The sequence below is a fragment of the Allobosea sp. NPDC055353 genome (assembly GCF_053644975.1).
In genome coordinates this window covers 1,261,872-1,285,263 of the sequence record NZ_JBSHMC010000002.1, presented here as the reverse complement: position 1 = coordinate 1,285,263, position 23,392 = coordinate 1,261,872, and the positions used below count along the sequence as shown (strand labels likewise).

Below are 23,392 nucleotides of genomic sequence, written 5' to 3'. Positions count from 1 at the left end.
CTCAGCCTGCGAGGTTCTGATGGTAATGCAGCGAAGCGCCGCCATCGGTTTCGAAAAAGCGCGCCTTGTCCGGATCGGCCGGCGACAAGCCGATGGCCGCTCCGGCCGGAAGATCGACGGAGGGCGGCAGGAAGGCGGCGATCAAGCGCTCGCCCACCTCGACACGGACGAGGCTGCGCGAGCCCAGATATTCGACGGTGCGGACCGTGCCGCGGATGGCCGCCGTCTTGGACGGGTCGTGTTGCAGATCCTCCGGCCGAAGCCCCACTGAAATCTTCCGCCCGGCCTTCTCCGCGATCGCGGGAAGGGCGATGTCGAAGCCTGCCCCGCGCAGCCGCCCGGCCTCGGCTTCGCCGTCGAGAATGTTCATGCCGGGCTCGCCGAGGAAGCGGGCGACGAAGAGATTGGCCGGGTTGTTGTAGAGCTCGCGCGGGCTGCCGGCCTGTTCGATCCGGCCGTTCGACATGACCACGACCAGGTCCGACAGGGTCATCGCCTCGCTCTGGTCATGGGTGACGTAGAGCATCGTGGCGCCCAGCCGCTGATGGATGTCCTTCAGCTCCGAACGCATCTGGACCCGCAATTGCTGGTCGAGATTCGAGAGCGGCTCGTCCAGCAGATAGACGGTGGGCGTCCGCACCATGGCCCGGCCGAGTGCGACGCGCTGGCGCTGGCCACCCGAGATCTGGCGCGGAAAGCGGTCGAGCATCGCCTCGAGGCCAAGCATCTTCACGGCTGCACGGACCTTGCGGTCGACCTCCGCCTCCGGCGCGCGACGCCTGCGCGCCCGCAGCGGAAAGGCGATGTTCTCGTAGAGCGTCATATGCGGGTAGAGCGCGTAGGACTGGAACACCATGGCGATGTCGCGGTCGGCCGGCTTCATGGTGGTGACGTCGCGATCGCCGATCATGATCTGGCCTTCGGTCGGCGTCTCCAGCCCGGCGATCATGTTGAGCGTCGTGCTCTTGCCGCAGCCGGAGGGGCCGAGCAGCGTGACGAACTGTCCGGGCTCGATGGCGATGTTGATGCCCGACACCGCCCAGCCGGAGCCATAGCTCTTCCCGACATTGCGGAAGCGGACGGATTGGGCCGGGTTCGGCCGTGCCTCGGTCATATCATTCAGCCTTTGACGGACCCGTCGGCGAAGCCACCGATCAGGAATTTTCTGAACAGGAGGAAGACCACCACGGGCGGGATCGTCGCGATGATCACGCCCGCCATCAGCGAGCCCCAATCGCGACCGTGGAAGCCCTGGAAGAAGATCAGCGCGACCTGGAGCGTGCGCAGTTCGGGCGAGTCCACCATGGTCGAGCCGGTGACGTAGTCGTTCCAGCAATGCAGGAAGCCGAAGGTCGCCGCTGCCAGCAGCGCCGGCTTTGCGCCGGGCAGCACGACCTTCCAGACAGCCTCGGCCCGCGAATAGCCGTCCATCTCGGCAGCCTGCTCCAGCTCGCGCGGAACGGTGGCGAAATGCGAGCGCGTGACCCAGACCGCGAAGGGCAGGACGTGACCGGCATAGAGGATCGGCAGGATCGCCCAGGTGTTGTGCAGGCCGATGCTGGTCGCCAGCATCTGCGTCGGCAGCAGCACGGCGAAGCCGGGCACCGCCATCGTCCCGAGGAAGACGAGCAGCACCGCGGGCTTGGCCGCGACGGGATAGCGCATCAGCGCATAGCCCGCGGTCGCGCCGAGGATCAGCGCGAGGAGCACGGCGGCGACCGTATAGGCCGAGCTGTTCAGGAAGGCCCAGTGGACACCTTCGGCGACCAGCTTGACGTAATGCTCCAGGGTCGGGCTTTGCGGCAGGAGCTCGGGCGGAACCGCGAAGATGCGGTTGGTCGCCTTGAACGAGGTCGAGGCGGCCCAGAGGATCGGGCCGAGGGCGACGATGCCGGCCAGCAGGCAGGCGGTGAGAAGCAAGACGCGCGACAGGATTTTCATGCGGCAGCTCCCGGCTGCTTGCCCAGGATGCGGATATAGATCGCGATCAGTCCCATATTGATCAGGAACATCACGGCTGCGATGGCATTGCCGCGCCCCTGGTCGAGCTCGACGAAGCCGGAGTGGTAAAGCGCATAGGCCAATGTGCTGGTCTGGCGGATCGGGCCGCCCCCGGTCAGGCCGATGATGAGCTGCACCTCGTTGAAATAGCTGATCGTCAACATCGAGATCACGATCAGCAGCGAGGGCGCGAGCAGCGGCAGCGTGATCTTGCGGAAGCTCTCCCACGCGCCCAGCCCGTCGACCGCGGCCGCCTTGTAGAGATCGCGCGGGATCTGGCCGAGCCCGCCGATCAGGATGATCGTGGCGAAGGCGAAGTTGCGCCAGACCGCCACGATGACCAGCGTCGGCATGGCCAGCAGCGGGTCGGTCAGGAGGTCCTGCGGCGGCAGGCCGAAGGCATTGAAGGCCGCGCCGACCAGTCCGCCGGGCGATGGCACCAGGATCCATTTCCACAACAGCGCAACGACGATCGGGCTCATCGCCCAGGGCACCAGCAGGACCGTCAGCAGGACGCTGCCCCAGCGGCCGAGGCGCCGGATGCCCATGGCCGCCAGCAGCGCCAGCGGCACGGCGACGGCCAGTGCGGCGAAGGTGAAGAGCAGCGACCGGCCGATCGCCTGCCAGGCGAAGGGATCGCGGAACAGCTCGGCATAGTTGCCGAGGCCGACGAAGCCCTCGTTCCCGAAGAAGAAGACCTTGTGCAGGCTCAGGTAGAATCCGTAGAGCGCCGGCAGGATGTTGATGGCGATGACCAGCAGCAGGGCCGGCGCCACCAGCGACGAACCCACCAGCCGGGCCTGGCGCGCGACGGCGTCGAGGCTCCGCGGCTTCGCGAGAGGCATGGCATGCATGGTGCGCTACCAGCCCAGCGTGGATTTCGCCCGTTCGAGAATGGCGTCCACGCTTTCCTTGGTTCCGATCAGCTCCTGTAGGGCCGTGTTCATCACCGGGAAGACCTTGGTGATGTTGGGCATGCGCTGCGGGAAGGTCAGCACGCCCGGCGCCGAGAGCAGCGCGGTGAAGGCGTGGATGTCGGATGCTGCCGGCGTCGCGAAAAAGGGATTCTGCAGTACGGAGCGCCGATCGGGCACGAGGCCTGCGGTCTTCGCCCATTCCAGCGACGCCTCCGTGCTGAACAGGCTCTCGACGAAGGCGGTCGCCGCAGCCGGGTTGGCGGATTTGGCAGAGATGCCCACCGTCCAGTAGGGGCCGAGCAGCACCGCCGGTGGGCGCGTGCCGAAGGCCGGCCAGGCCGACACCGCCAGGTCCTTGCCATTATAGCCGGCGGCAATCTGCTTGTACTGCTGGAAGCGCGGCGCGAAGGCCTGCACCATCGCGAAGCGGCCGGAGGCGAACTGGTCCTGGATGTCGTCGCCCATCGCGTTCAGCAGCGTCGGCGAGAGTGCTCCATTCGCCACAAGCTGTCTGACAACATTGGCCGTCTCCTTGGCCTCGGGGCTGGTCACGTTGAACTGCCCCGTGGCCGCGTCGAAGATCGTCGGGCCGAAGCCGGTCAGGATGTTGATGAAGGCTGAGACGCTGTTGTCGTTCGTCGGCAGGCCGAAGCCCAACCGCTCGCCCTTGGTCAGCTTCCCGGCGGCGGCGATGAAGGCATCCCAGGTGAGGGGCGGGGCATCGAGGCCAAGCTCGGCCAGCGCATCCTTGCGGTAGAAGATCGCCTGGGCAGGGCTGGGCCAGAGCGGCAGGGAGATACGCTTCTTGTTGAAGACCGATTTCTCGACGAAGACCGGGTAGAGATCGGGAAGCGCCTTGGCCTTGAAATCGGCCGAGAGCAGGTCGTCGAGATTGGCCAGCGCACCGCGCTGCTGCACCAGATCGAGGAAGGTGTCGCGCATCCAGATCACGTCGGGTGCCCGGTTCTGGGCCGAGGCGGCGACGAATTTCACCTCGAGCTCCTGGAAGGGCTGCGCCTCGATCCGGACCTCGACGCCGGGATGCGCGGCCTTGAAGCGCTTGATGATCTCGCGCAGCACGACCTCGCGCGGCGATTGCCCGTCGGCGCCGAGAAAGGTCCAGACCCGGACCGTGCCAGAAAGGCCCTGCGCCTGGGCCAGCTTCGGCAAACCCGCGAGGGCCAGTCCGGTGGCTCCTGCGCGCAGTACGGATCGCCTGTCAAAGATCGTTGATTTCATGAGATTATTTCCTCCCCGATCGGTTTTTCGCTTACATCTGCAGGTCGCTGAGCACACGCGTCCGGCCGGCCAGCAGATGGCGGCGCATCTCGGCGCGGGCGCGATCGCCGTCACGCGCCGCGACTGCGGCGACGATGGCGCCATGTTCGACCGCGATCAGCTCGCGGCGCTCCGCCATGGTCAGCACGGAGCGCTGGGCCGAAAGATTGCCCCAGCTGAAGATGTGCGAGGTCAGCCGCCCCAGCGCGTCCGACAGCTTCGGGTTATGCGCGCAGACAGCCAGCGCGGCATGGAAGGCGACATCCTCCCGTTCGCCGCGCCCAGTCAGAAGGCTGGCGAGCAGCGCCTCCTGCGCCGCCTGCAGCCGCGCGAGGTCGTCCTCGGTTCGCCGATCTGCCGCCAGGGCCGCAACCTCGCTTTCCAGAGCAAGACGGACCTCGTGCCATTGAGCGAGTTCGCGCAGCGAGGAAATCGCCGAAAGCCTGACCATTTCGGGCGCGCCGCTGCGCATCGCAAAGGTGCCGGAGCCCTTGCGCGAGCGGACGATGCCCTCGGCGCGCAGCCGCGCCAGCGCCTCGCGGATGCTGGCGCGCGACAGCCCAAACATCTCGGCGAAATCCGCCTCGGGCGGCAGCCGCGCACCATCCGCGACATTGTCGATATAGCCGGCGATCTGCCGGTAGGCGATCGCGGAGCGGCTTTCGTCCGAGTCCATCCTGGCGATCCTGTCCCGTTGACGGCTCTAATTCAGTCTGCTTAAAAATATGTTGTCAGACAGCTTTGTCGGTTGCAAGCCGAAATTGTCAGGGATCGCCATGAACAGATTGATCGGCTCGCGGCCGGAAGCGCGGATCGCACGGATCGAGGTGCACGAGTTCGGCTACACGGTCGACGGTCTCGGGCTGGACGCCAGCGGCAACCGCAGCGTGATGAAGGGCGCGCAGTCCCGATTGAGCGCCTTTGCCCTGCGGATCGAGACCGAGGGCGGGCACCGCGGCGAGTATTGCAGCGTCCACAGCGGCAAGAACGGTGTCATGGTCGGGCAGGTGAAGGCTGCGGCCGGCCTGATCCTGGGCGAGGACGCCGAGGAGCGCGAGGCGATCTACAACAAGCTCAAGCGCGCCCACCGCCATTACATGGCGATCGGCCATTCGGCGCTGGACATCGCGCTGTGGGATCTGGCCGGCAAGGCGGTCGATCGTCCGGTCTGGCGGCTTCTCGGCGGCTACCGGCAGCGGCTTCCGACCTATGCCAGCACGCTGAATGGCGGTCGCGACGGGATTCTCGACAGCATCGAGGCCTATGCCGATTTCGCGGAAGAATGCCTCGCGCTCGGCTATCGCGGTTACAAGATCCATGGCTGGGGTGAGGGCGATCCCAAGGAGGAGGCCGCGAACCTGCTGCTCTGCGCCAAGCGCGTCGGTGACCGGATGGAGCTGATGTACGACGCCGCGAGCGAGCTGCGCACGCTGGCCGACGCGATCTATGTCGGCAGAGCCTGCGACGAAGGCGGCTATCTCTGGTACGAGGACCCCTTCATGGATGCCGGCTGGTCCCCGCACGCCGCCCGGCAGTTGAAGGAGAACGTCCGTACTCCGCTGATGCTGACCGAGCATGTCCGGGGCCTCGAGAGCAAGGCGGCCTGGCTGCGCGAGCGGGCGACGGATTACATGCGCGTCGATCCCGATTACGACATGGGCATCACCGGCACGATGAAGGTCGCACATCTCGCCGAAGCCTTCGGCCTCGATTGCGAGATCCACGCCGCCGGCCCGGCGCAGCGGCACTGCATGTCCGCGATGCGCAATTCGAGCTGGTATGAACTCTCGCTCGTCGCCCCCGGCGTCGCCAATCCCGTGCCGCCGGTCTTCGGTTCCGGCTACAGCGATGCGCTGGAGGATATCGGCGAGGACGGCTGCGTGCCGGTTCCCGACGGGGCCGGCCTCGGCGTCGATTACGATTGGGATTACATCCTTGCCAACCGCACCGCCTATCAGGAATTCACCCTGAAGAAGGATGGCGGAACCGCGAAATGACCGCTTCCTATGACGATATCATCGTCGGCGGCGGGCCGGCAGGCTGCGTGCTGGCCAACCGGCTCTCGGCCTCGGGACAGAACCGCGTCCTCCTGATCGAGGCCGGCCCCGATTTCGAGCCGGGGCAGGAGCCCGACGAAATTCGCGACGTCTATCCCTACCGCGCCGCCTTCAATCCCGCCTATCAGTGGCGCGATCTGCGCGCCCGCCTGATGCCGGTCCCGCATAACGACCCGGCGCGCTCGCCGGTGAAGCCCTATATCCAGCCGCGGGTGATTGGCGGTGGCTCCAGCATGAACGGTGAGATCGGTAATCGCGGGTTGCCGGCCGACTACGACGAATGGGCGGCGCTCGGTGCGGAGGGCTGGGACTGGGCGGGGGTGCTGCCCTATTTCCGCAAGCTCGAGACCGACATGGACTATGACGGGCCCTTGCACGGCTCGTCCGGTCCGATCGCGATCAGCCGCGTGATGCCGGAGGAATGGCCCGGCTTCACCCGGGCGACGATGCAGGCGCTGACGGCGGAGGGCTATCGCAATATCGGCGACCAGAACGCGGTCTTCGAGGATGGCTGGTTTCCGATGTCGCTGACGACCGACCGCCGTTCGCGCCGCTCGGCTGCGATGGGCTATCTCGACGCTACGACCCGGCGGCGGCCGAATCTCACGATCCGCTCGGGCGTCAAGGTCGATCGCGTCCTCATGGAAGGCCGGCGCGCCATTGGCGTCCAGATCGGCGAAGAACGTATCGCGGCGCGTCGGGTGATCCTGTCCGCCGGGGCATTGGAAAGTCCGGCGATGCTCTTGCGGGCGGGCGTCGGTGAAGCTGCTCGCCTGACCGAGGCAGGTGTCGCGGTCCTCCACCACCTGCCGGGGGTCGGCAAGAACCTCAACGAGCATCCCTCGATGGCGATGTCCTCCTGGATTCGGCGCGGGCACCGTCTGGGCAAGACGCCGCGGCGTCATGTCCAGGCGGCCTGGCGCTACTCCTCCGAGGTCGAAGGCTGCGGACATGGCGACATGTTCATGGTCGTCGTCTCGAAATCAGCCTGGCATCCGATCGGCCGGCGCATCGGCTCGCTCTTCAGCTGGATCAACAAACCCTATTCCACCGGCTGGGTTCGGCTGAATCCGGCAAAGCCGGCAGGGCGGCCGGAGATCGCCTTCCAGATGCTGTCCGATCCGCGCGATATGGCGCGAATGAAGCTCGCGGTGCGCCGGATGTGGTCTCTCTATGCCTCAAACGAATTGCGTCGAGCCTGCAGCGATCCCTTCGCCGCGACTCACGGCGCCATGGCGAAGCTGGTCGGCGGCGTGAGCCTGCGCAACTGGCTGGTGACGCTCGGCCCGGCTCTCTTGACCGAGGGGCCGGGTCCACTGCGCAAGTTGCTGATCGATCGCCTCTTCGCCAGCGGAGACGACATCCCGACGGCGCTCGATAACGACGACGCGATGGAGGAGATGATCCGGAAGCATACCATCGGAGGTTATCATCCCTCTGGCACCTGCCGGATGGGGCGCGCCGACGATGAGGCGGCCGTGGTTTCTCCACGGGATGGCGCTGTCCATGGCATCGGTGGCTTGCACGTGATCGACGCTTCCGTGATGCCCTGTGTACCGCGAGCCAACACCAATCTGCCGACGACGATGCTTGCGGAAAAGCTCGCGGACGGCCTGGTATGACGCAGCTCTGTGGGGCGGAATCATCGCGGCGGCGAATTCATTTTCTGCCTCGAATTTCGCCCGGCAGATGGCGCGTTGCGCCAGTTGCGGACATTCGGGCATCGCCTGGAAACGGGCGTTCTTGCCTATCCGTCAGACGTTGAGTCTATGGGTGGTCGCTACGATCTGCCTGGCGTGCCGTCATCACCGCCCGTGTGAAGCCAGGTTCGACGATAACCAGGCTACCGTCCGGCAGTCCGAGTATACGGTCCATTGCGATACCCTGGAATTGGAAGCGTCGATCCAGCATCGCGATCGCAGCGTCTTCCCCGGTTGTTTCCATCGCATCGATCGTTCGCGCGACGGCGTCGTGGGTGCTGGCGCCGAGATGCAGGATGATCTCTGCCGCAGCCTCGGGGTCGGGCACGTTGAAGGCGCCTTCGGCCTTGCCCTGGGCGATGATCTGGGTCAGGACCGGCCGCATCACCGCGATCGAAGCGGCATTGATCCGGTGATAGAGCAGCAAATTCTCCGGTCGGAAAACCACGTCGAAAGCGGCTCTGTACTTTGGCGCATCCGCCAGCTTCATGCTGCGTGAGCGCGCCATGAACCCGTTCAGCCGTTCCAGCGCGCTGAGCGCGGGATCGTCCAGGATGTCGCGGACGCGCGCGACGGCATCCTGCGCCAGCCGGGCGGTGATGGCTTCCAGCAGATCCTCCTTCGCCGAGAAGTGATGGTAGAAGCCCCCCTTCGAGATGCCGACCTTGGTGATCACGTCGTTGATCGTGGTCCGCTCGTAGCCGTGCTCGAAGAACAGCGTCTGCGCGCCGTCGAGAATCTCGTTCCTGCGATCATCCGGGGACTTCACGATACGGGGCATGCCACACGCCTTCTCTTGACGACCGACCGTCGGTCTGTAAAATGACCGGCGGTCGGTCTTTCGTGATTGTGCGCGAGAGCCGCCGCCGGCGCAACGCTTCCGCAGGCGATGATCGCAAGCGGGAACGCCGACGCGCCGCCTCCCGCGGGGGATGCCGTGAAACTTGCTCGTCTTCTTCTGGCTGTCGCGGCCGTCGTCGTCGCCGGCGGCACCTACTGGTCCCTGACCAAGCCGAATGCGGTCGTGACCGTCTCGCCCAAGCGCGGCGACGCAGCCGAGATCGTCTATGCCACCGGCACGGTGGAGCCGCGCATATGGGCCAAGGTGACGGCGCTGGTGCGCGAGCGCATCGTCGAGCGCTGCGATTGCGAGGGCCAACGGGTGGAGCAGGGGCAGGTTCTCGCCCGGCTCGACAGTGCCCAGGCCGAGGCGACCTTGGCCGAACTCAAGGCCCGACAAAAACTTGCCACCGCCGAGCATGACCGATTGGTGGTGCTGGTGGAGCGCAATGTGATGAGCCAGCAGGCGCTTGATCGTGCCCGCAGCGAGATGGGGCAAGCCTCGGCGCTGATCGCCGGGCAGGCTGCGCGCCTCGAGAATTACGTCCTGCGTGCGCCGATGCGCGGCACCGTCCTGCGCCGCGACGGAGAGGTCGGCGAGATCGCCGAACCCGGCAGCGTGCTGTTCTGGATCGGCGAGGCAAAGCCGCTGCGCGTCATCGCCGAGGTCAACGAGGAGGACATTCCGCAGGTCAAGCCAGGCCAGCGCGCCTTGATCCGCGCCGATGCCTTTCCGGGGCAGGCGCTGGAAGCCACCGTCGACAGCATCACGCCCAAGGGCGACCCCGTCGCCAAGACCTATCGGGTCTATCTGGCGTTGCCGGAGAATACGCCGCTGCTGATCGGCATGACGGTCGAGCTCAACATCATCGCGCGGGTTGCGAAGGAGGCGTTGCTGCTGCCGGTCGCCGCCGTGCAGGGCAACGCCGTCTTCATCGTCGAGGGCAATCGTGCCCACCGCCGCGAGCTTGCGATCGGCATCCGCGGCACTGGCGATGTCGAGATCCTCTCGGGATTGCCCGCGCAGGCCAGCATCATCACGCCCTTTCCGGACAAGCTTGCGGATGGCGCCCGTGTCGCGGCGCGAGGCGGCTGAGCCATGCGCCTGATCCTTGCCCTGGCATTGACGCATATCCGTGGCCGCGGCCGGCAGACCGTGGTCGCGATCATCGGCGTCGCGCTCGGCGTCGGCTTCTCGATCGCCATGGCTGCGCTGATGCAGGGTGGCGAGGATGATTTCGTCGCCCGCCTCGTCGACACCATGCCGCATGTCGACATCACGGACGACTACCGCAACGCCCGCCGCCAGCCGGCGCAGGACGCTTTCGCCGCCGTCCAGATCGCGGGCCTGCGGCCGAGGGACGACAGGCGCGGCATCCTCAACCCGACCGAGGCGATGGCGATGCTGCGCGCCTGGGTGCCGGGGCGGCTCGCGCTCAGCCTGAAGACGCAAGGGGTGGTGCGTTATTCCGGGCGTGATGTTGGCATCGCCATCATCGGCATCGAGCCGCAGGCGGAAATGAGAGTTTCCTCGCTGGTCAAGGATTTCCGCCAGGGCAGCTTCACCTCGCTGATCGCCGGCGGCAACAATATCGTCGTCGGCGACCGGCTGGCGCAACGCCTCGGCGCCGAGCTCGGCACCACGGTGACGGTCATCTCCTCGACCGGCCAGAGCCGCGCTTTCAAGATCGTCGGCCTGTTCCACACTGGCACCACCGCCCGCGACGAGGGCGAAGGCTACGTCCTGCTCAAAAACGCCCAGACCCTGAGCGAGCGCCCGAACGCGATCAACGAGATCAGATTGAAGCTCGACGATCCCAACGCCGCGCCGCAGGCGGCGCAGCGGGCGGAAGCGCAGCTAGGCTACAAGGCGGTCGCCTGGCAGGAGGCGAACGAGTCGCTGCTTGAAGCCTTCGTGATCCGCAATGTCATCATGTACACCGTGGTCGGCGCGATCCTGCTCGTTGCCGGCTTCGGCATCTTCAACATCATCTCGACCATCACCCATGAGAAGGCGCGCGACATCGCCATCCTGAAGTCGCTCGGCTTCACGGAGACCGATATGCGCCGCCTCTTTCTGCTGGAGGGGCTGGCGCTTGGCGCAGCCGGCTCTCTGGCGGGCTGGGCGGTCGGCTTCGGCCTCTGCGTTGCGCTCTCCCTGATCCGCTTCGAACTGTCGGGCGCCGCCGTGACGCAGGAAATCACCCGCCTGCCGCTGGCCTGGAGCATCTGGCACTATCTGGTTGCCGCCGGTTTCGCTTTGGTCTCGGCCGGCATCGCTGGATACCTGCCGGCGCGACAGGCGGCCCGGCTCAACCCGGTCGACATCATCCGGGGCGCGACATGAGCCCGCTGATCGAAACGAGGGGGCTCACCCGCGTGCTCCCGGCGGCCGTGCCGGTGACGCTGGTCGAGGATATCGGACTGGCGATCGGCGCGGGCGAGTTTGTCGCGATCACAGGCCCTTCCGGCTCAGGCAAGTCCTCGCTGCTTTATCTGCTTGGACTGCTCGACAGGCCGACCCGCGGCTCGCTCGTGATCGAGGGCCGCGATACCGAAGGGCTCAGCGAGCGGGCCCGCGCCGGCATCCGGTTGGCGACGCTCGGCTTCGTCTTCCAATTCCATTTCCTGCTGCCGGAGTTCACCGTGCGCGAGAATGTCGAGATCCCGATGCGCCGGCTCGGCAAGCTCGGCGCTGCCGCGATGCGCGAGCGCTCGACGGAACTCCTCGACGCGCTCGGCCTCGCCGACCATCTCGACAAGCGGCCTGACCAGCTCTCGGGCGGCCAGCGCCAACGTGTCGCCGTGGCCCGCGCACTCGCCAACGACCCACCGCTCATCCTGGCCGACGAGCCCACAGGCAGCCTCGACAGCAAGAATTCCGAGCAGGTCTTCGCGATTCTGAATGCTCTGGTGCGCGAGCGTGGCAAGACCGTCGTCGCCGTCACCCATGATGTCGAGATGGCGGCCAAGGCGAGCCGCCGCATTCATCTTGTCGACGGGCGGCTGTGCAAGAGCTGAGGTCTGACCTGGACGCTATCGCATGGTGGCTCTCTTCGCACGCACCTTCACGGCATGTGCCGAAAGCCATGATGCGCAGGTCTGGAAGCCCGAGGCGTCGAATTTCTCATGCAAAATTTGCATATAGTTCTTTCCTGATCCCTGCCTTTGCATTGGACGGCCGAACGCTGCTGGCGCTAGAAATACCCGAGAACAACAAGGTGGTCCTCTCGATGAATCTTGCCCGCTTTCCTCGCGTCTCGCTCGCCCATTTGCCCACTCCCCTGGAGCGTCTCGACAACCTGACGCGGGTGCTCAACGGCCCGGAGATCTGGATCAAGCGCGACGATTGCACGGGCCTTTCGACCGGCGGCAACAAAACCCGCAAACTCGAATACCTGATGGCTGCGGCCCAGGCCGAGGGTGCCGATACCGTCATTACCCAGGGTGCGACCCAGTCCAACCACGCGCGCCAGACGGCTGCTGCGGCGGCCAGGCTCGGCATGGCCTGTCATGTGTTGCTGGAGGACCGCACCGGCAAGACGGATTTCGACTATACGCAGAACGCCAATGTGCTGCTCGACGTTCTCCACGGCGCCGTCATCGAGCGCTGCGGGCCGAATCCGGACATGAACGGCGAGCTGGCGAAGCTCGGCGAAAAGCTCACCGCTTCCGGCCGCAAGGTCTATGCCATTCCCGGCGGGGGGTCCAATCCGACCGGTGCGCTCGGCTACGTCAATGCGGCGCTGGAACTGGTGATGCAGGCCAACACGGCCAGCCTCAAGATCGATCACCTCGTCCATGCGACAGGCAGTGCCGGCACGCAGGCCGGCCTGGTCACCGGGCTCGCCGGCGTCCACAGCGACATCAAGCTGCTCGGCATCGGCGTGCGGGCGCCGAAGGACAAGCAGGAGGACAATGTCTTCAAGCTGGCCCGCGCCACGGCCCAGCTTCTCGGGATGCCCGATGCCGTCAAGCGCGAGCATGTCGTGGCGAATTGCGACTATGTCGGCGAAGGCTACGGCCTCCCGGCGCCGAGCACGATCGAGGCGATCCGCATGCTGGCCGAACTCGACGCCATCCTGCTCGATCCGGTCTATTCCGGAAAGGGCATGGCCGGATTGATCGACCTTGTCCGGAACGGGCGGTTCCGCAAGGGCGAGACGGTCGTCTTCCTTCATACCGGGGGCCAGATCGGCCTCACCGCCTATCCGCGGGAATTCCTGACCAATGGCTGAGGCGCCCCGGCCGGGGCTACGGCCCGTCGTGGGCATTCTCGGCGGGATGGGGCCCGAAGCGACGGTGGACCTGATGCGGCGCGTCATCGCGGCGACCCCCGCCCAGGACGACGCCGACCATATCCGCATGCTCGTCGATAACAACCCGGCGGTGCCCTCGCGCATCGCCGCGCTGATCGTGGGAACGGGGCCGAGCCCGCTTCCGGAACTGGTTCGCATGGCCAAGGGCCTGGCAGCCGGCGGCGCGACGATGCTCGCGATGCCCTGCAACACCGCGCATTACTACGCTGGCGGCATTGTCGAAGCCGTGCCGCTGCCGTTCCTGAACATGATCGCACTGACGGTGGAGCGTATCGCTGGGATGGTCCCGGCTGGTACGCAGGTCGGCCTGCTAGCCTCGACCGCCGTCTTCAAGATCGGCCTCTACGAGCAGGCCTTCGCCGATCACGGCCTGCCGATCCTCGCGCCCGAGCGTCAGGACGAGGTCATGGCGTTGATACGCGCCGTCAAGACCGGCGACACCGGGGCTGCGCGGCGTGGAGCGCTCGCGGCTATCGCGGAGCAGCTCGTGCAAGGCGGCGCCGGGATCATCCTTGTCGCCTGCACGGAACTGTCGATCATGGCGGATGCCATCGCCGGAACAGTGCCCGTGCTCGATGCGATGGACGTGCTTGCCGAGGAAATCGTCGCCCGGGCGAAGGGGCGATAGCCGCGACGTTCGTCTATCGCTCCGCGCCCCGCCGGTCGATCAGCGCCTGCAGGTCGACGGAACGCAGGTGATCCAGGACGCGTGGCGTCAGCGCGTTTGAATCCTGAGGGCAGGCATAGATCGCCACGCCCATCGGGTGAAACAGCGTCGCTTCGTCGATCTGGACAATCTGCCGCCTTTCCAAGTCGTCGAGCACGAGGCTGCGCGGCAGCCAGGCGAAACCCAGCCCTGCCAGCAGCATCTCGCGCAGCGCGCTGCTGAGCGAATTCACGCAGATCGTCTCGCAGCGGTAGCGCTGGATCAGCCGCGGCATGACCTCCTGCCAGATGACCTCGCCGAAGAAGCTGCGCTGGGGATAGGTCAGGAGCGGCATGACCTGCCCTTCGCCTGGCACCAGCGCGGCCGGGCCGACCAGTATCATGTCGTCCTGTGCGCTCGCGACGCGCATCGCTGTCGTCGAGCCGATCGGCTCGATCGATGGGTTGAGCTCGTAGCAGATCATCAGGTCGACCTCGCCGCGGATCGCCATTTCAACGCATTCGGCCCGGTTGGCGCAATTCAGGTGATAGGCCGGCTGATAGCCCTGCTGCCGCAGGATCTCGACGAAACGCGGAAAGATCGAAAATGCCAGCGAATGCTGGATGGCGACCGTCAGGCGTGAACTCCGCGTCTGCTCGCCGCGCAACTGGCTGCGCAATTCGTAGAGCTGGTTGAGGGTGCGCTGGAAATCGCCGTAGTTTTCCGTCGCGACGGGCGTGAAGCGGTGCGGCCTGACGCTTCTGTCGATCAGGGTCACGCCAAGCCAATCCTCGAGCGACTGGATGCGTCGCGAGAATGCCGACTGGCTGATGTTACGGCGCTCGGCCGCGGCAGTGAAGCTGCCGAGCTCGCGCAGCGCCAGGAAATCCTCCAACCATCCCAGCTCCATCGCCAAGCTCCTGTATGCGTTTTGCGCATTGTATACGCCGTTCTTTGAATTTGCTCTGGCGCTGTTTTCCCGGACGGCATCAGCGTGATGAGGCCGCGAATGCAATGCGCAAGGCTTCGGCCCGCCGGTGTTTCCCGTGATCGGCGCCGCGGCAATGTCGATGATTTCACCCTCCGTCAGGTGCTCTTGTCCGCCGCCGCCAGCCGGCGATCTCCGCCACGCCGATCGGGTTGGCCGCATTTGCACTTGTGCTGCCCGGACATCCTATGCCCTCTTCATGGGCACGCCCGATCGTATCGTGAGCCCGGGATCAATCGTGCGGAGTCCGATCTCCACCGCTCCGCGACCCGTATCGACCACGTCAGCCTGGCAAGGAGAGACGATGACACCGAGAGCCGGCACCCCTCGCAACACGAAGCGCTTTCCCCTCTCCGCATTGGCTTGCGGTCTCCTGCCTCTGGCCCTCGCGGGTTGTGGCGGTGGCGCGAGCATGTCGTCGTCAGACGCGCCAGCGGCGCGGGCGCCTGCCCCGGCAGGGGTCTCGCGCGATGCCCTGGTCGGGCGCTGGGGCATCGCGTCCTTCCATACGGAGAAGGACCGCAAGCGGACCGAGGCGGAGGCGCGGGCGCAATGCAAGCAGCCCTACACGATCACGAAAGGCCCCGGCGACGGTGTGATGATGCATGTCGCCGACGATCCGAAGCCCTATGAGCTTCGCTTGAAGGCCGGCTCCGGCGGCAGGACCTATCTCGGCTTCGAGGCCCCGGCCGGCGACCCGCAGGATCGCGAACTGCTCTCGGTGAAGCCGAAGGAACTGGTGATGCGCTTCGTCGATCCCGATGCGCATGCGCGCTACGGCACCTTCATCTACAGCCGGTGCGGCTGAGCGGAGGCGATGAGATGAGCATCACCATCCACACCACCCTGCGCGGCCTGCTCGTGTCCGGCTTCGGACTGGCCTCGCTTCTCGCCCTGTCGGGCGCCACGTCGGCGCAGCCGCGTCCGCCGGCGGCGATCCAGGAGACGATGGAGATCGGCGACGAGCCGGGCCGTGTCTCGACCGAGGAAGCCACCATCACCGACGGGCCCTATGCCCGCCAGATGGTGCTGTTCCGCTCGAGCGAGGCGCCGGGCACTGTCGTGATCCATTCGGCGGAGCGTTTCCTCTATGTGGTGCAGGGCAATGGCCGCGCCCTGCGCTACGGCATCGGGGTCGGGCGCGAGGGCTTCACCTGGTCCGGCCAGGTCAAGGTCAGCCGCAAGGCCGAGTGGCCGGACTGGCGTCCGCCGCCGGAAATGCTGCAGCGCCAGCCCTATCTGCCGCGTTTCATGGCCGGCGGACCCGGCAATCCGATGGGTGCGCGCGCGCTCTATCTGGGCTCGACCGTCTTCCGCATCCACGGCACCAACCAGCCGGAGACGATCGGCCAGGCGATCTCGTCCGGCTGTTTCCGGCTGGCCAACGGCGACATCGCCGATCTCTACGACCGCGTCCCGGTCGGGACCAAGGTCGTCATCCGCCACAAGGCGACGCTGTGACCCACCCCGCCTCCTCCGAATTGAAGAAGGAACGGACAGACATGTCCAAGACGTCCTGGATTCGCCGCAGCGGCCTCAGCCTTGCTGCCTTTACTGCCTTCGCGGGCTTCGCCCTGCCGGCAGCCGCCGGCACGCTCGACACGGTGAAGCAGCGCGGTGCGCTGCAATGCGGCGTCAGCGAGGGGGTGACCGGCTTCTCGGAGAAGGACGCCCAGGGCAACTGGCGCGGCTTCGATGTCGATTTTTGCCGTGCCGTCGCGGCCGTCGTGCTCGGCGACGCGAACAAGGTCGGCTTCACGCCGCTGTCGGCGAGCCAACGCTTCGAGGCACTGAAGGGTGGCAAGGTCGATCTGCTGGCGCGCAACTCGAGCTGGACGCTCGGTCGCGAGGCCGAACTCGGCCTGGCCTTCGCCGGCATTACCTATCACGACGGCCAGGGCTTCCTGGCGAAGCGTGCGCTCAAGGTCGATACGGCGCTGTCGCTCGACAAGGCGAAGATCTGCGTCGAGGCCGGCACCACGACGCAGCTCAATCTCGCCGATTTCTTCAGGGCCAATTCCATGACCTACGAGGAAAAGGTCTATCCGAGCGCCGCGGAAGCCTTCGCCGCCTTCGAGGGCGGACAGTGCGACGTCCTGACCCGCGACCAGTCGGCGCTGCATGGCGAGCGGCTCAGGCTCGCCAAGCCGGCCGAGGCGATCGTGCTGCCGGACGTGATCTCGAAGGAACCGCTCGGACCGGTCGTGCGCAGCGACGACTTCCCCTGGTTCACGCTGGTGAAATGGGTGAATTTCGCGCTGGTCAATGCCGAGGAGCTCGGGATCTCCGGTGCAAATCTCGACGAGGCCCTGAAATCCACGAAGCCGGACGTTCGGCGCTTCACCGGAGCGGAGGGCGGTTTCGGCAAGGCGCTTGGCCTCGATGCGGACTGGGCGATCCGCGCCGTCAAGGCGGGCGGAAACTATGCCGAGATCTACGAACGCAACCTCGGGACCGGCTCGAAGCTCGGCATCCCGCGTGGCCTCAACCAGCTCTGGAGCATGGGCGGCGTCCTCTACGCGCCGCCGCTGCGATAGGGCGCAGGCCGCAGCCATCGGGAAATCTTCCTGTCTTGCAGGCTGCGGCGCCGTGCGCACGCAGGCTGCGGGCAGGCCTCCCCAAGTCCTGCGCGGCGCCGCACGATCGCCGCTGCGGGTTCGGCGCCGCTCTTCATCCCGGCATCCCTGACACCCTGCACAGCCGACGGGATGACGACGATGATGACGATAGTCCGCGCGGCTTCGTCTCGCCAAGCCTCTGCCTAAATTGACATCAATGCAATTCAATCAACCAGATTTGCTTAATAAATAAGCAAATCTTGGCCATTCAACGCGACTTGCGCTTCGCCTCCGGCTCTCGATGGCCCATCGCGCTCTGTCAAAAAGGGCTGCCGTGCCGCGGCGAACGGGCTCTGCAGCAGGTTGGCACATCGCTTGCGAAGCTTCGGCTCACGGGTCGTGCGGCCCGTCGGCGTCGAGGGGGCGCCGCCAGCAATCCTTCGGGGAGATGGCCGTGAACAGCAACCGTCGCGAATTCCTCGGCACCGCTCTGGCCGGTGCCGCTTTCCTCGGATCGTCCTGGCTGCCGGCGGCGGCGCAGCAGGACACCATCAAGGTCGGTATCCTTCACTCGCTGTCGGGCACGATGGCGATCTCCGAGACGACGCTGAAGGACGTCATGCTCATGCTCATCGAGGAGCAGAACAAGAAGGGCGGCCTGCTCGGCAAGAAGCTCGAAGCCGTCGTCGTCGATCCCGCCTCGAACTGGCCGCTCTTCGCCGAGAAGGCGCGCGAGCTGATCACCAAGGACAAGGTCGCGGCCACCTTCGGCTGCTGGACCTCGGTGTCGCGCAAATCGGTGCTGCCGGTCTTCAAGGAGCTCAACAACATCCTGTTCTACCCCGTCCAGTACGAGGGCGAGGAGAGCGAGCGCAACGTGTTCTATACGGGCGCCGCGCCGAACCAGCAGGCCATCCCAGCCGTCGACTATCTCGCCAAGGAGGAAAAGGTCGAGCGCTGGGTGCTGGCCGGCACGGACTATGTCTATCCGCGCACGACCAACAAGATCCTCGAGGCCTATCTCAAGTCCAAGGGCGTGAAGCCCGAGGACATCTTGATCAACTACACGCCCTTCGGCCATTCCGACTGGCAGACCATCGTCTCCGACATCAAGAAGTTCGGCTCGGCCGGCAAGAAGACCGCCGTGGTCTCGACCATCAACGGCGATGCCAACGTGCCGTTCTACAAGGAGCTCGGCAACCAGGGCATCAAGGCGACCGACATTCCGGTCGTGGCCTTCTCGGTGGGCGAGGAGGAACTCGCCGGCATCGACACCAAGCCGCTCGTCGGCCATCTCGCCGCCTGGAACTATTTCCAGTCGATCAAGACGCCGGAGAACGACGCCTTCATCAAGCAGTGGCAGGCCTTCACCAAGAACCCGAAGCGCGTCACCAACGACCCGATGGAAGCCCATGTGGTCGGCTTCGCCATGTGGGTGAAGGCGGTCGAGAAGGCCGGGACCACCGATCCGGACAAGGTCATCGACGCGCTGCCCGGCATCGAGGCGCCGAACCTGACCGGCGGCATCTCGAAGATGCTGCCGAACCACCACATCACCAAGCCGGTCTTCATCGGCGAGATCAAGGATGACGGCCAGTTCGACGTGGTTTGGAAGACCGCAGGGCTCGTCCCTGGCGATGCCTGGTCGAAGGAACTCGACGGTTCCAAGGACCTGATCGGCGACTGGGTCGAGAAGAAATGCGGCAACTTCAACGTCAAGACCGGCAAGTGCGGTGGCGGCGGCGCGTGAGATCATGAGGGGGGAGGGCGGCACGGGAAAGATCCCGGCCGCCCTCCATTCGCCACGCTGCGACATGGCTTTTCCGAGCAACTACCAGCCGCAATGCGAACCGGATCGATGCCGATTTTGCACCGCCTGAAGCATGGACTCGTCATCCTGGTCGCGCTGGTCGCGGCTTCGGTCGCGTCCTTCGCGCAGACCGCCGACGACGCCTTCACGCGGCTTGCCGCCGACAGCTATTCGGATACCGCCCGCGCGATCGAGATTCTCGTTTCCACGGCCCATCCGAATGCGGCGCTGATCGTCGAGGCGCTGAGTGATGGCCGCCTGCTCGCAGGTCCCGGTGGCGTTGCCGTCAAGACGGCTGCCGGCAGCTTCGTCGATGCGAAGACGGGCTCCGTGCTCGCAGCCGCCCCCGCCGATGTGAAGCCCGTCCGCCTCAATAATGCCGTGCGCCGTGCGATCCAGGCCGCGCTCGGCGGTCTCGGCCTGCTCAGTCCCGATCCCGCGAAGCGCGCGGCGGCGGCCGAAGCGGTCTTCAAGTCGCGCGATGCCGGCCTGCTGCCGATCGTCGAAGCCGCAATCGGCAAGGAAACCGATCCGCGCGCGCTTGCCGCCTTGCGTCAGGCCCAGGCCGCGATCCTCATCGCCAAGCCCGACACGCAATCTCTGGATCGGTTCGCGGCGATCGAGGTCTTGCGCGAGCGTGGCGATCGGGACGCCCTGGCGACGCTGCGCGCCCTGCCGGGCGATGCGACGCCGGCCCTCAAGGAAGCGCAGGTCAAGGCGATCACCGCCATCGAAGGCCGGCTGAAGCTCTGGGCTGCTGCGCAGAACCTCTGGTATGGGCTCTCGCTCGGCTCGGTCCTGCTGCTCGCCGCCATCGGCCTTGCCATCACCTTCGGTGTGATGGGCGTCATCAACATGGCCCATGGCGAGATGGTCATGCTCGGCGCCTACACGACCTTCGTGGTGCAAGAGCTGATCCGCACGAATGCGCCCTGGCTGTTCGACTGGTCGCTCGCCATTGCACTGCCGGCCGCCTTCGTCGTTGCGGGTGCGGTCGGGATCGCGATCGAGCGCGGCGTCATCCGCTTCCTCTACGGGCGCCCGCTGGAGACGCTGCTCGCGACCTGGGGCATCAGCCTGATCCTGCAGCAGGCGGTGCGCACCGCCTTCGGCCCGACCAATCGCGAGGTCGGTGCGCCCTCTTTCATGTCGGGTGCCTTCGAGCTTGGCGGCCTGGCGATCACCTATAACCGGCTCTGGATCATCGTCTTCGCGGCTTTGGTTTTCGCCGCGCTGCTCGCCATCCTCAAGCTCACGCCGATGGGTCTGCAGATGCGCGCGGTCACCCAGAACCGGCGCATGGCCTCGGCCATGGGCATCCGCACCGGCCGCATCGACGCGCTGACCTTCGGGTTGGGCTCGGGCGTCGCGGGGCTGGCCGGCGTCGCGCTCTCGCAGATCGACAATGTCAGCCCCAATCTCGGCCAGAGCTACATCATCGACTCGTTCATGGTCGTGGTCTTCGGCGGCGTCGGCAATCTGTGGGGCACGCTCGTCGGCGCCATGACGCTCGGCGTCGCCAACAAGCTGCTCGAACCCTATGCCGGCGCCGTGCTCGGCAAGATCGCGCTGCTCGTCTGCATCATCCTCTTCATCCAGAAGCGCCCGCGCGGCCTGTTCGCGCTCAAGGGCCGGGCGGTGGAAGCATGATCACCCGCTTCCTCCTCCAGAACATGGACAAGCGCGGCGGCATCTTCCTCGCGATTCTGCTGGGCCTGGCCGTGCTGGTCCCCCTGTCGAACCTGCTGCTGCCGGCGTCCTCGCCTTTCCATGTCTCGACCTCGACGATGTCGCTCTGGGGCAAATATCTCTGCTACGCGCTGCTCGCGGTCTCGCTCGACCTCGTCTGGGGCTATTGCGGCATCCTGAGCCTCGGCCACGGCGCCTTCTTCGCGCTCGGCGGCTATGCCATGGGGCTCTACCTGATGCGCCAGATCGGTTCGCGCGGCGTCTACGGCAATCCGATCCTGCCCGACTTCATGGTCTTCCTGAACTGGCAGGAATTGCCCTGGTACTGGTGGGGCTTCTCCTCCTTCCCCTTCGCCATGCTGATGGTGCTGGCGGTGCCCGGCCTGCTTGCCTTCGTCTTTGGCTGGTTCGCCTTCCGCTCGCGCGTCACCGGCGTCTATCTCTCGATCATTACCCAGGCGCTGACCTATGCGCTGCTGCTCGCCTTCTTCCGCAACGACATGGGCTTCGGCGGTAACAATGGCCTGACCGATTTCAAGGACATCCTCGGTTTCAACATCCAGGCGCAGACGACGCGCGCGGCGCTGTTCTCGATGACCTGCGTGATGCTGGCGGCCGGCTTCCTGATCGCGCGCGGCATCGTCGTCTCGAAGCTCGGCAAGGTCGTGATCGCGATCCGCGACGCCGAATCCCGCACGCGCTTCCTCGGCTACCGGGTCGACCGCTTCAAGCTCTTCGTCTTCACCGTCTCGGCCTGCATGGCCGGCGTCGCCGGAGCGCTTTACGTGCCGCAGGTCGGCATCATCAACCCCAGCGAATTCGCCCCGGCCAATTCGATCGAGACCGTGATCTGGGTCGCGGTCGGCGGGCGCGGCACGCTGGTCGGCGCGGCGCTCGGTGCCGTCGTGGTCAATTGGGCCAAGACGCTGTTCACCTCCGGCTTCATGGCGCCCTACTGGCTCTTCGCGCTCGGCGGGCTTTTCGTCGTCGTCACGCTCTTCCTGCCCAAGGGCATTCTGGGCACGGCCGAGGCGCTCTGGGCGCGCCGCCGCAAGCCCGATAGCACCCCGGCCGCCGAGCCGGCCCCGGCGGAGTGAAGCGATGAACGCTCCCGTGCCCGGCGCTCTCACCTCCTCGCTGCTTTATCTCGACGGCGTCAGCGTCTCTTTCGACGGCTTCAAGGCGATCCGCGGCCTGTCGCTGACCATCGAACCCGGCGAGATGCGCGCCATCATCGGCCCCAACGGGGCCGGCAAGACCACGATGATGGACATCATCACCGGCAAGACCAAGCCCGATACCGGCACGGTCATGTTCGGCGGCACGGTCGACCTGACCCGGCTCGACGAGGCTGCGATCGCCAATCTCGGGATCGGCCGCAAGTTCCAGAAGCCGACTGTCTTCGACAGCCACACGATCGAGGATAACATCCTGCTGGCGCTCAAATCGAAGCGCACGGTCGGCCGGACGCTGTTCTGGAAGACGGAGAGCCCGCAGCAGAAGCGCATCGACAGCATCCTCGGCACCATTCGCCTCGCCGACAGGCGCGACCGACTCGCAGGCTCGCTCTCGCATGGCCAGAAGCAGTGGCTGGAGATCGGCATGCTGCTGGCGCAGGACCCAAAACTCCTGCTCGTCGACGAGCCCGCCGCCGGCATGACCGACGGCGAGACGGCGCAGACGGCGGTGCTGCTCAAGGAGATCGCAAAAGACCATTCCGTCATCGTGGTCGAGCACGACATGGGCTTCATCCGCGAGCTCGGCGTAAAGGTCACGGTGCTGCATGAGGGCGCGGTGCTGGCGGAAGGCCCGCTCGATCATGTCAGCGCCAACGAGCGCGTCGTCGAAGTCTATCTGGGGCGGTGACCACATGCTGACCGTCGACGCCATCGATCTCCACTACGGCGCCGCCCAGGCGCTGCGCCGTGTCTCCGTTACGGCCGAGACCGGCAAGGTCACCTGTGTGATGGGGCGCAACGGCGTCGGCAAGACCTCGCTGATGCGCGCCATCGTCGGGCATCAGCCGGTCTCGGCGGGGCATATCCGCCTCGACGGCAAGGACATCTCGGTCCTGCGCAGCGAGGATCGGGCGCGGGTCGGCATCGCCTATGTGCCGCAGGGGCGGGAGATATTCCCGCTGCTGACGGTGAAGGAGAATCTGGAGACCGGCTTCGCGCCGCTGAAGCGCCGCGAGCGCTTCGTCCCGGATGAACTCTTCGACCTGTTCCCCGTGCTGAAGACCATGCTGGGCCGGCGCGGCGGAGACCTCTCGGGTGGCCAGCAGCAGCAACTCGCGATTGCGCGGGCGCTGGTCACCCGACCCAGGCTCCTGGTGCTGGACGAGCCGACCGAGGGCATCCAGCCCTCGATCATCAAGGATATCGGCCGCGCCATCGATTATCTGCGCAGCAAGGGCGGTATGGCGATCGTGCTCGTCGAGCAGTATTTCGACTTCGCCCGCGATCTCGCTGACACGATGTTCGTGATGGATCGCGGTGAGGTCGTGCTGTCGGGGCCGATGGGCGAACTCGACGGCGCGCAGGTCCAGCGCTTGATTCAGGTCTAGATGCAGCGTCTTCTGCAAGCCCT

22 protein-coding genes are annotated in these 23,392 nt (G+C 66.1%); 15 read left to right on the top strand and 7 right to left on the bottom strand.

Features of this window, described 5'->3' with window-relative positions:
- Position 1: 1 nt before the first annotated feature.
- Genes ACWIEX_RS19500 through ACWIEX_RS19480 form a run of 5 tightly spaced genes read right to left on the bottom strand, consistent with a single transcriptional unit; the run spans position 2 to position 4,872 of the window.
- Positions 2-1,114 (bottom strand): ABC transporter ATP-binding protein, encoded by a 1,113-nt coding sequence (locus tag ACWIEX_RS19500; RefSeq protein ID WP_454034617.1) that lies wholly within the window; start codon positions 1,112-1,114, stop codon positions 2-4.
- Positions 1,115-1,119: 5 nt separating this feature from the next.
- Positions 1,120-1,941 carry a carbohydrate ABC transporter permease gene (locus tag ACWIEX_RS19495; protein ID WP_454034616.1) on the bottom strand — a complete coding sequence of 274 codons (822 nt, stop codon included), beginning with the start codon at positions 1,939-1,941 and terminating at the stop codon, positions 1,120-1,122.
- Positions 1,938-2,846 carry a carbohydrate ABC transporter permease gene (locus tag ACWIEX_RS19490; protein WP_454034615.1) on the bottom strand — a complete coding sequence of 303 codons (909 nt, stop codon included), beginning with the start codon at positions 2,844-2,846 and terminating at the stop codon, positions 1,938-1,940. Before ACWIEX_RS19490 ends, ACWIEX_RS19495 begins: the two co-directional genes overlap by 4 nt.
- Positions 2,847-2,861: 15 nt before the next feature.
- On the bottom strand, positions 2,862-4,157 hold the full coding sequence (locus ACWIEX_RS19485; protein WP_454034614.1) for an ABC transporter substrate-binding protein: 1,296 nt from the start codon (positions 4,155-4,157) through the stop codon (positions 2,862-2,864).
- Between the two features lie 31 nt (positions 4,158-4,188).
- On the bottom strand, positions 4,189-4,872 hold the full coding sequence (locus ACWIEX_RS19480) for a FadR/GntR family transcriptional regulator (protein WP_454034613.1): 684 nt from the start codon (positions 4,870-4,872) through the stop codon (positions 4,189-4,191).
- Positions 4,873-4,972: 100 nt separating this feature from the next.
- Here ACWIEX_RS19480 and ACWIEX_RS19475 point away from each other — a divergent pair, with 100 nt between their 5' ends.
- Together ACWIEX_RS19475 and ACWIEX_RS19470 are read left to right on the top strand one after the other, a co-directional pair.
- Entirely contained in the window at positions 4,973-6,193 is a 1,221-nt protein-coding gene (locus ACWIEX_RS19475; protein ID WP_454034612.1) for an enolase C-terminal domain-like protein, read from the top strand.
- Positions 6,190-7,875, top strand: a complete 1,686-nt coding sequence (locus tag ACWIEX_RS19470) for a GMC family oxidoreductase (RefSeq protein ID WP_454034611.1) — start codon at positions 6,190-6,192, stop codon at positions 7,873-7,875. The genes ACWIEX_RS19475 and ACWIEX_RS19470 overlap by 4 nt, the downstream gene beginning before the upstream one ends.
- A 145-nt stretch (positions 7,876-8,020) precedes the next feature.
- On the opposite strand, the gene ACWIEX_RS19465 is transcribed toward ACWIEX_RS19470, so the two are convergent.
- On the bottom strand, positions 8,021-8,734 hold the full coding sequence (locus tag ACWIEX_RS19465; RefSeq protein WP_454034610.1) for a TetR/AcrR family transcriptional regulator: 714 nt from the start codon (positions 8,732-8,734) through the stop codon (positions 8,021-8,023).
- 156 nt (positions 8,735-8,890) lie between these two features.
- On the opposite strand from ACWIEX_RS19465, the gene ACWIEX_RS19460 reads away from it, so the two are divergent.
- The 5 genes from ACWIEX_RS19460 to cuyB all read left to right on the top strand — a co-directional run bounded on the left by ACWIEX_RS19460 (position 8,891) and on the right by cuyB (position 13,740).
- Complete coding sequence (locus tag ACWIEX_RS19460) at positions 8,891-9,889, top strand: efflux RND transporter periplasmic adaptor subunit (protein ID WP_454034609.1); 999 nt, start codon at positions 8,891-8,893, stop codon at positions 9,887-9,889.
- A gap of 3 nt (positions 9,890-9,892) precedes the next feature.
- Entirely contained in the window at positions 9,893-11,140 is a 1,248-nt protein-coding gene (locus ACWIEX_RS19455; RefSeq protein WP_454034608.1) for an ABC transporter permease, read from the top strand.
- On the top strand, positions 11,137-11,814 hold the full coding sequence (locus ACWIEX_RS19450; protein ID WP_454034607.1) for an ABC transporter ATP-binding protein: 678 nt from the start codon (positions 11,137-11,139) through the stop codon (positions 11,812-11,814). The genes ACWIEX_RS19455 and ACWIEX_RS19450 overlap by 4 nt, the downstream gene beginning before the upstream one ends.
- 212 nt (positions 11,815-12,026) lie before the next feature.
- Positions 12,027-13,031: a D-cysteate sulfo-lyase gene (gene cuyA / locus ACWIEX_RS19445; RefSeq protein WP_454034606.1), complete on the top strand. Its 1,005-nt coding sequence runs from the start codon at positions 12,027-12,029 to the stop codon at positions 13,029-13,031.
- Positions 13,024-13,740 carry a cysteate racemase gene (cuyB, locus tag ACWIEX_RS19440; RefSeq protein WP_454034605.1) on the top strand — a complete coding sequence of 239 codons (717 nt, stop codon included), beginning with the start codon at positions 13,024-13,026 and terminating at the stop codon, positions 13,738-13,740. Before cuyA ends, cuyB begins: the two co-directional genes overlap by 8 nt.
- A gap of 13 nt (positions 13,741-13,753) precedes the next feature.
- Here cuyB and ACWIEX_RS19435 read toward each other — a convergent pair whose 3' ends face one another.
- Positions 13,754-14,908 carry a LysR family transcriptional regulator gene (locus ACWIEX_RS19435; RefSeq protein WP_454034604.1) on the bottom strand — a complete coding sequence of 385 codons (1,155 nt, stop codon included), beginning with the start codon at positions 14,906-14,908 and terminating at the stop codon, positions 13,754-13,756.
- Between the two features lie 250 nt (positions 14,909-15,158).
- Here ACWIEX_RS19435 and ACWIEX_RS19430 point away from each other — a divergent pair, with 250 nt between their 5' ends.
- The 8 genes from ACWIEX_RS19430 (at position 15,159) to urtE (ending at position 23,369) form a co-directional block, all read left to right on the top strand.
- On the top strand, positions 15,159-15,554 hold the full coding sequence (locus ACWIEX_RS19430) for a hypothetical protein (RefSeq protein WP_454034603.1): 396 nt from the start codon (positions 15,159-15,161) through the stop codon (positions 15,552-15,554).
- 14 nt (positions 15,555-15,568) lie between these two features.
- Positions 15,569-16,207, top strand: a complete 639-nt coding sequence (locus tag ACWIEX_RS19425; protein ID WP_454034602.1) for a L,D-transpeptidase — start codon at positions 15,569-15,571, stop codon at positions 16,205-16,207.
- A gap of 41 nt (positions 16,208-16,248) precedes the next feature.
- Entirely contained in the window at positions 16,249-17,283 is a 1,035-nt protein-coding gene (locus ACWIEX_RS19420; RefSeq protein WP_454034601.1) for an amino acid ABC transporter substrate-binding protein, read from the top strand.
- A gap of 469 nt (positions 17,284-17,752) precedes the next feature.
- A complete protein-coding gene (urtA, locus tag ACWIEX_RS19415; RefSeq protein ID WP_454034600.1) occupies positions 17,753-19,054 on the top strand; it encodes an urea ABC transporter substrate-binding protein in 1,302 nt (433 codons plus the stop codon).
- 108 nt (positions 19,055-19,162) lie between these two features.
- Entirely contained in the window at positions 19,163-20,764 is a 1,602-nt protein-coding gene (gene urtB / locus ACWIEX_RS19410; protein ID WP_454034599.1) for an urea ABC transporter permease subunit UrtB, read from the top strand.
- Positions 20,761-21,900, top strand: a complete 1,140-nt coding sequence (gene urtC / locus ACWIEX_RS19405; RefSeq protein ID WP_454034598.1) for an urea ABC transporter permease subunit UrtC — start codon at positions 20,761-20,763, stop codon at positions 21,898-21,900. Before urtB ends, urtC begins: the two co-directional genes overlap by 4 nt.
- A 4-nt stretch (positions 21,901-21,904) precedes the next feature.
- Complete coding sequence (urtD, locus tag ACWIEX_RS19400; protein WP_454034597.1) at positions 21,905-22,669, top strand: urea ABC transporter ATP-binding protein UrtD; 765 nt, start codon at positions 21,905-21,907, stop codon at positions 22,667-22,669.
- 4 nt (positions 22,670-22,673) lie between these two features.
- A complete protein-coding gene (urtE, locus tag ACWIEX_RS19395; RefSeq protein ID WP_454034596.1) occupies positions 22,674-23,369 on the top strand; it encodes an urea ABC transporter ATP-binding subunit UrtE in 696 nt (231 codons plus the stop codon).
- Positions 23,370-23,392: the final 23 nt, after the last annotated feature.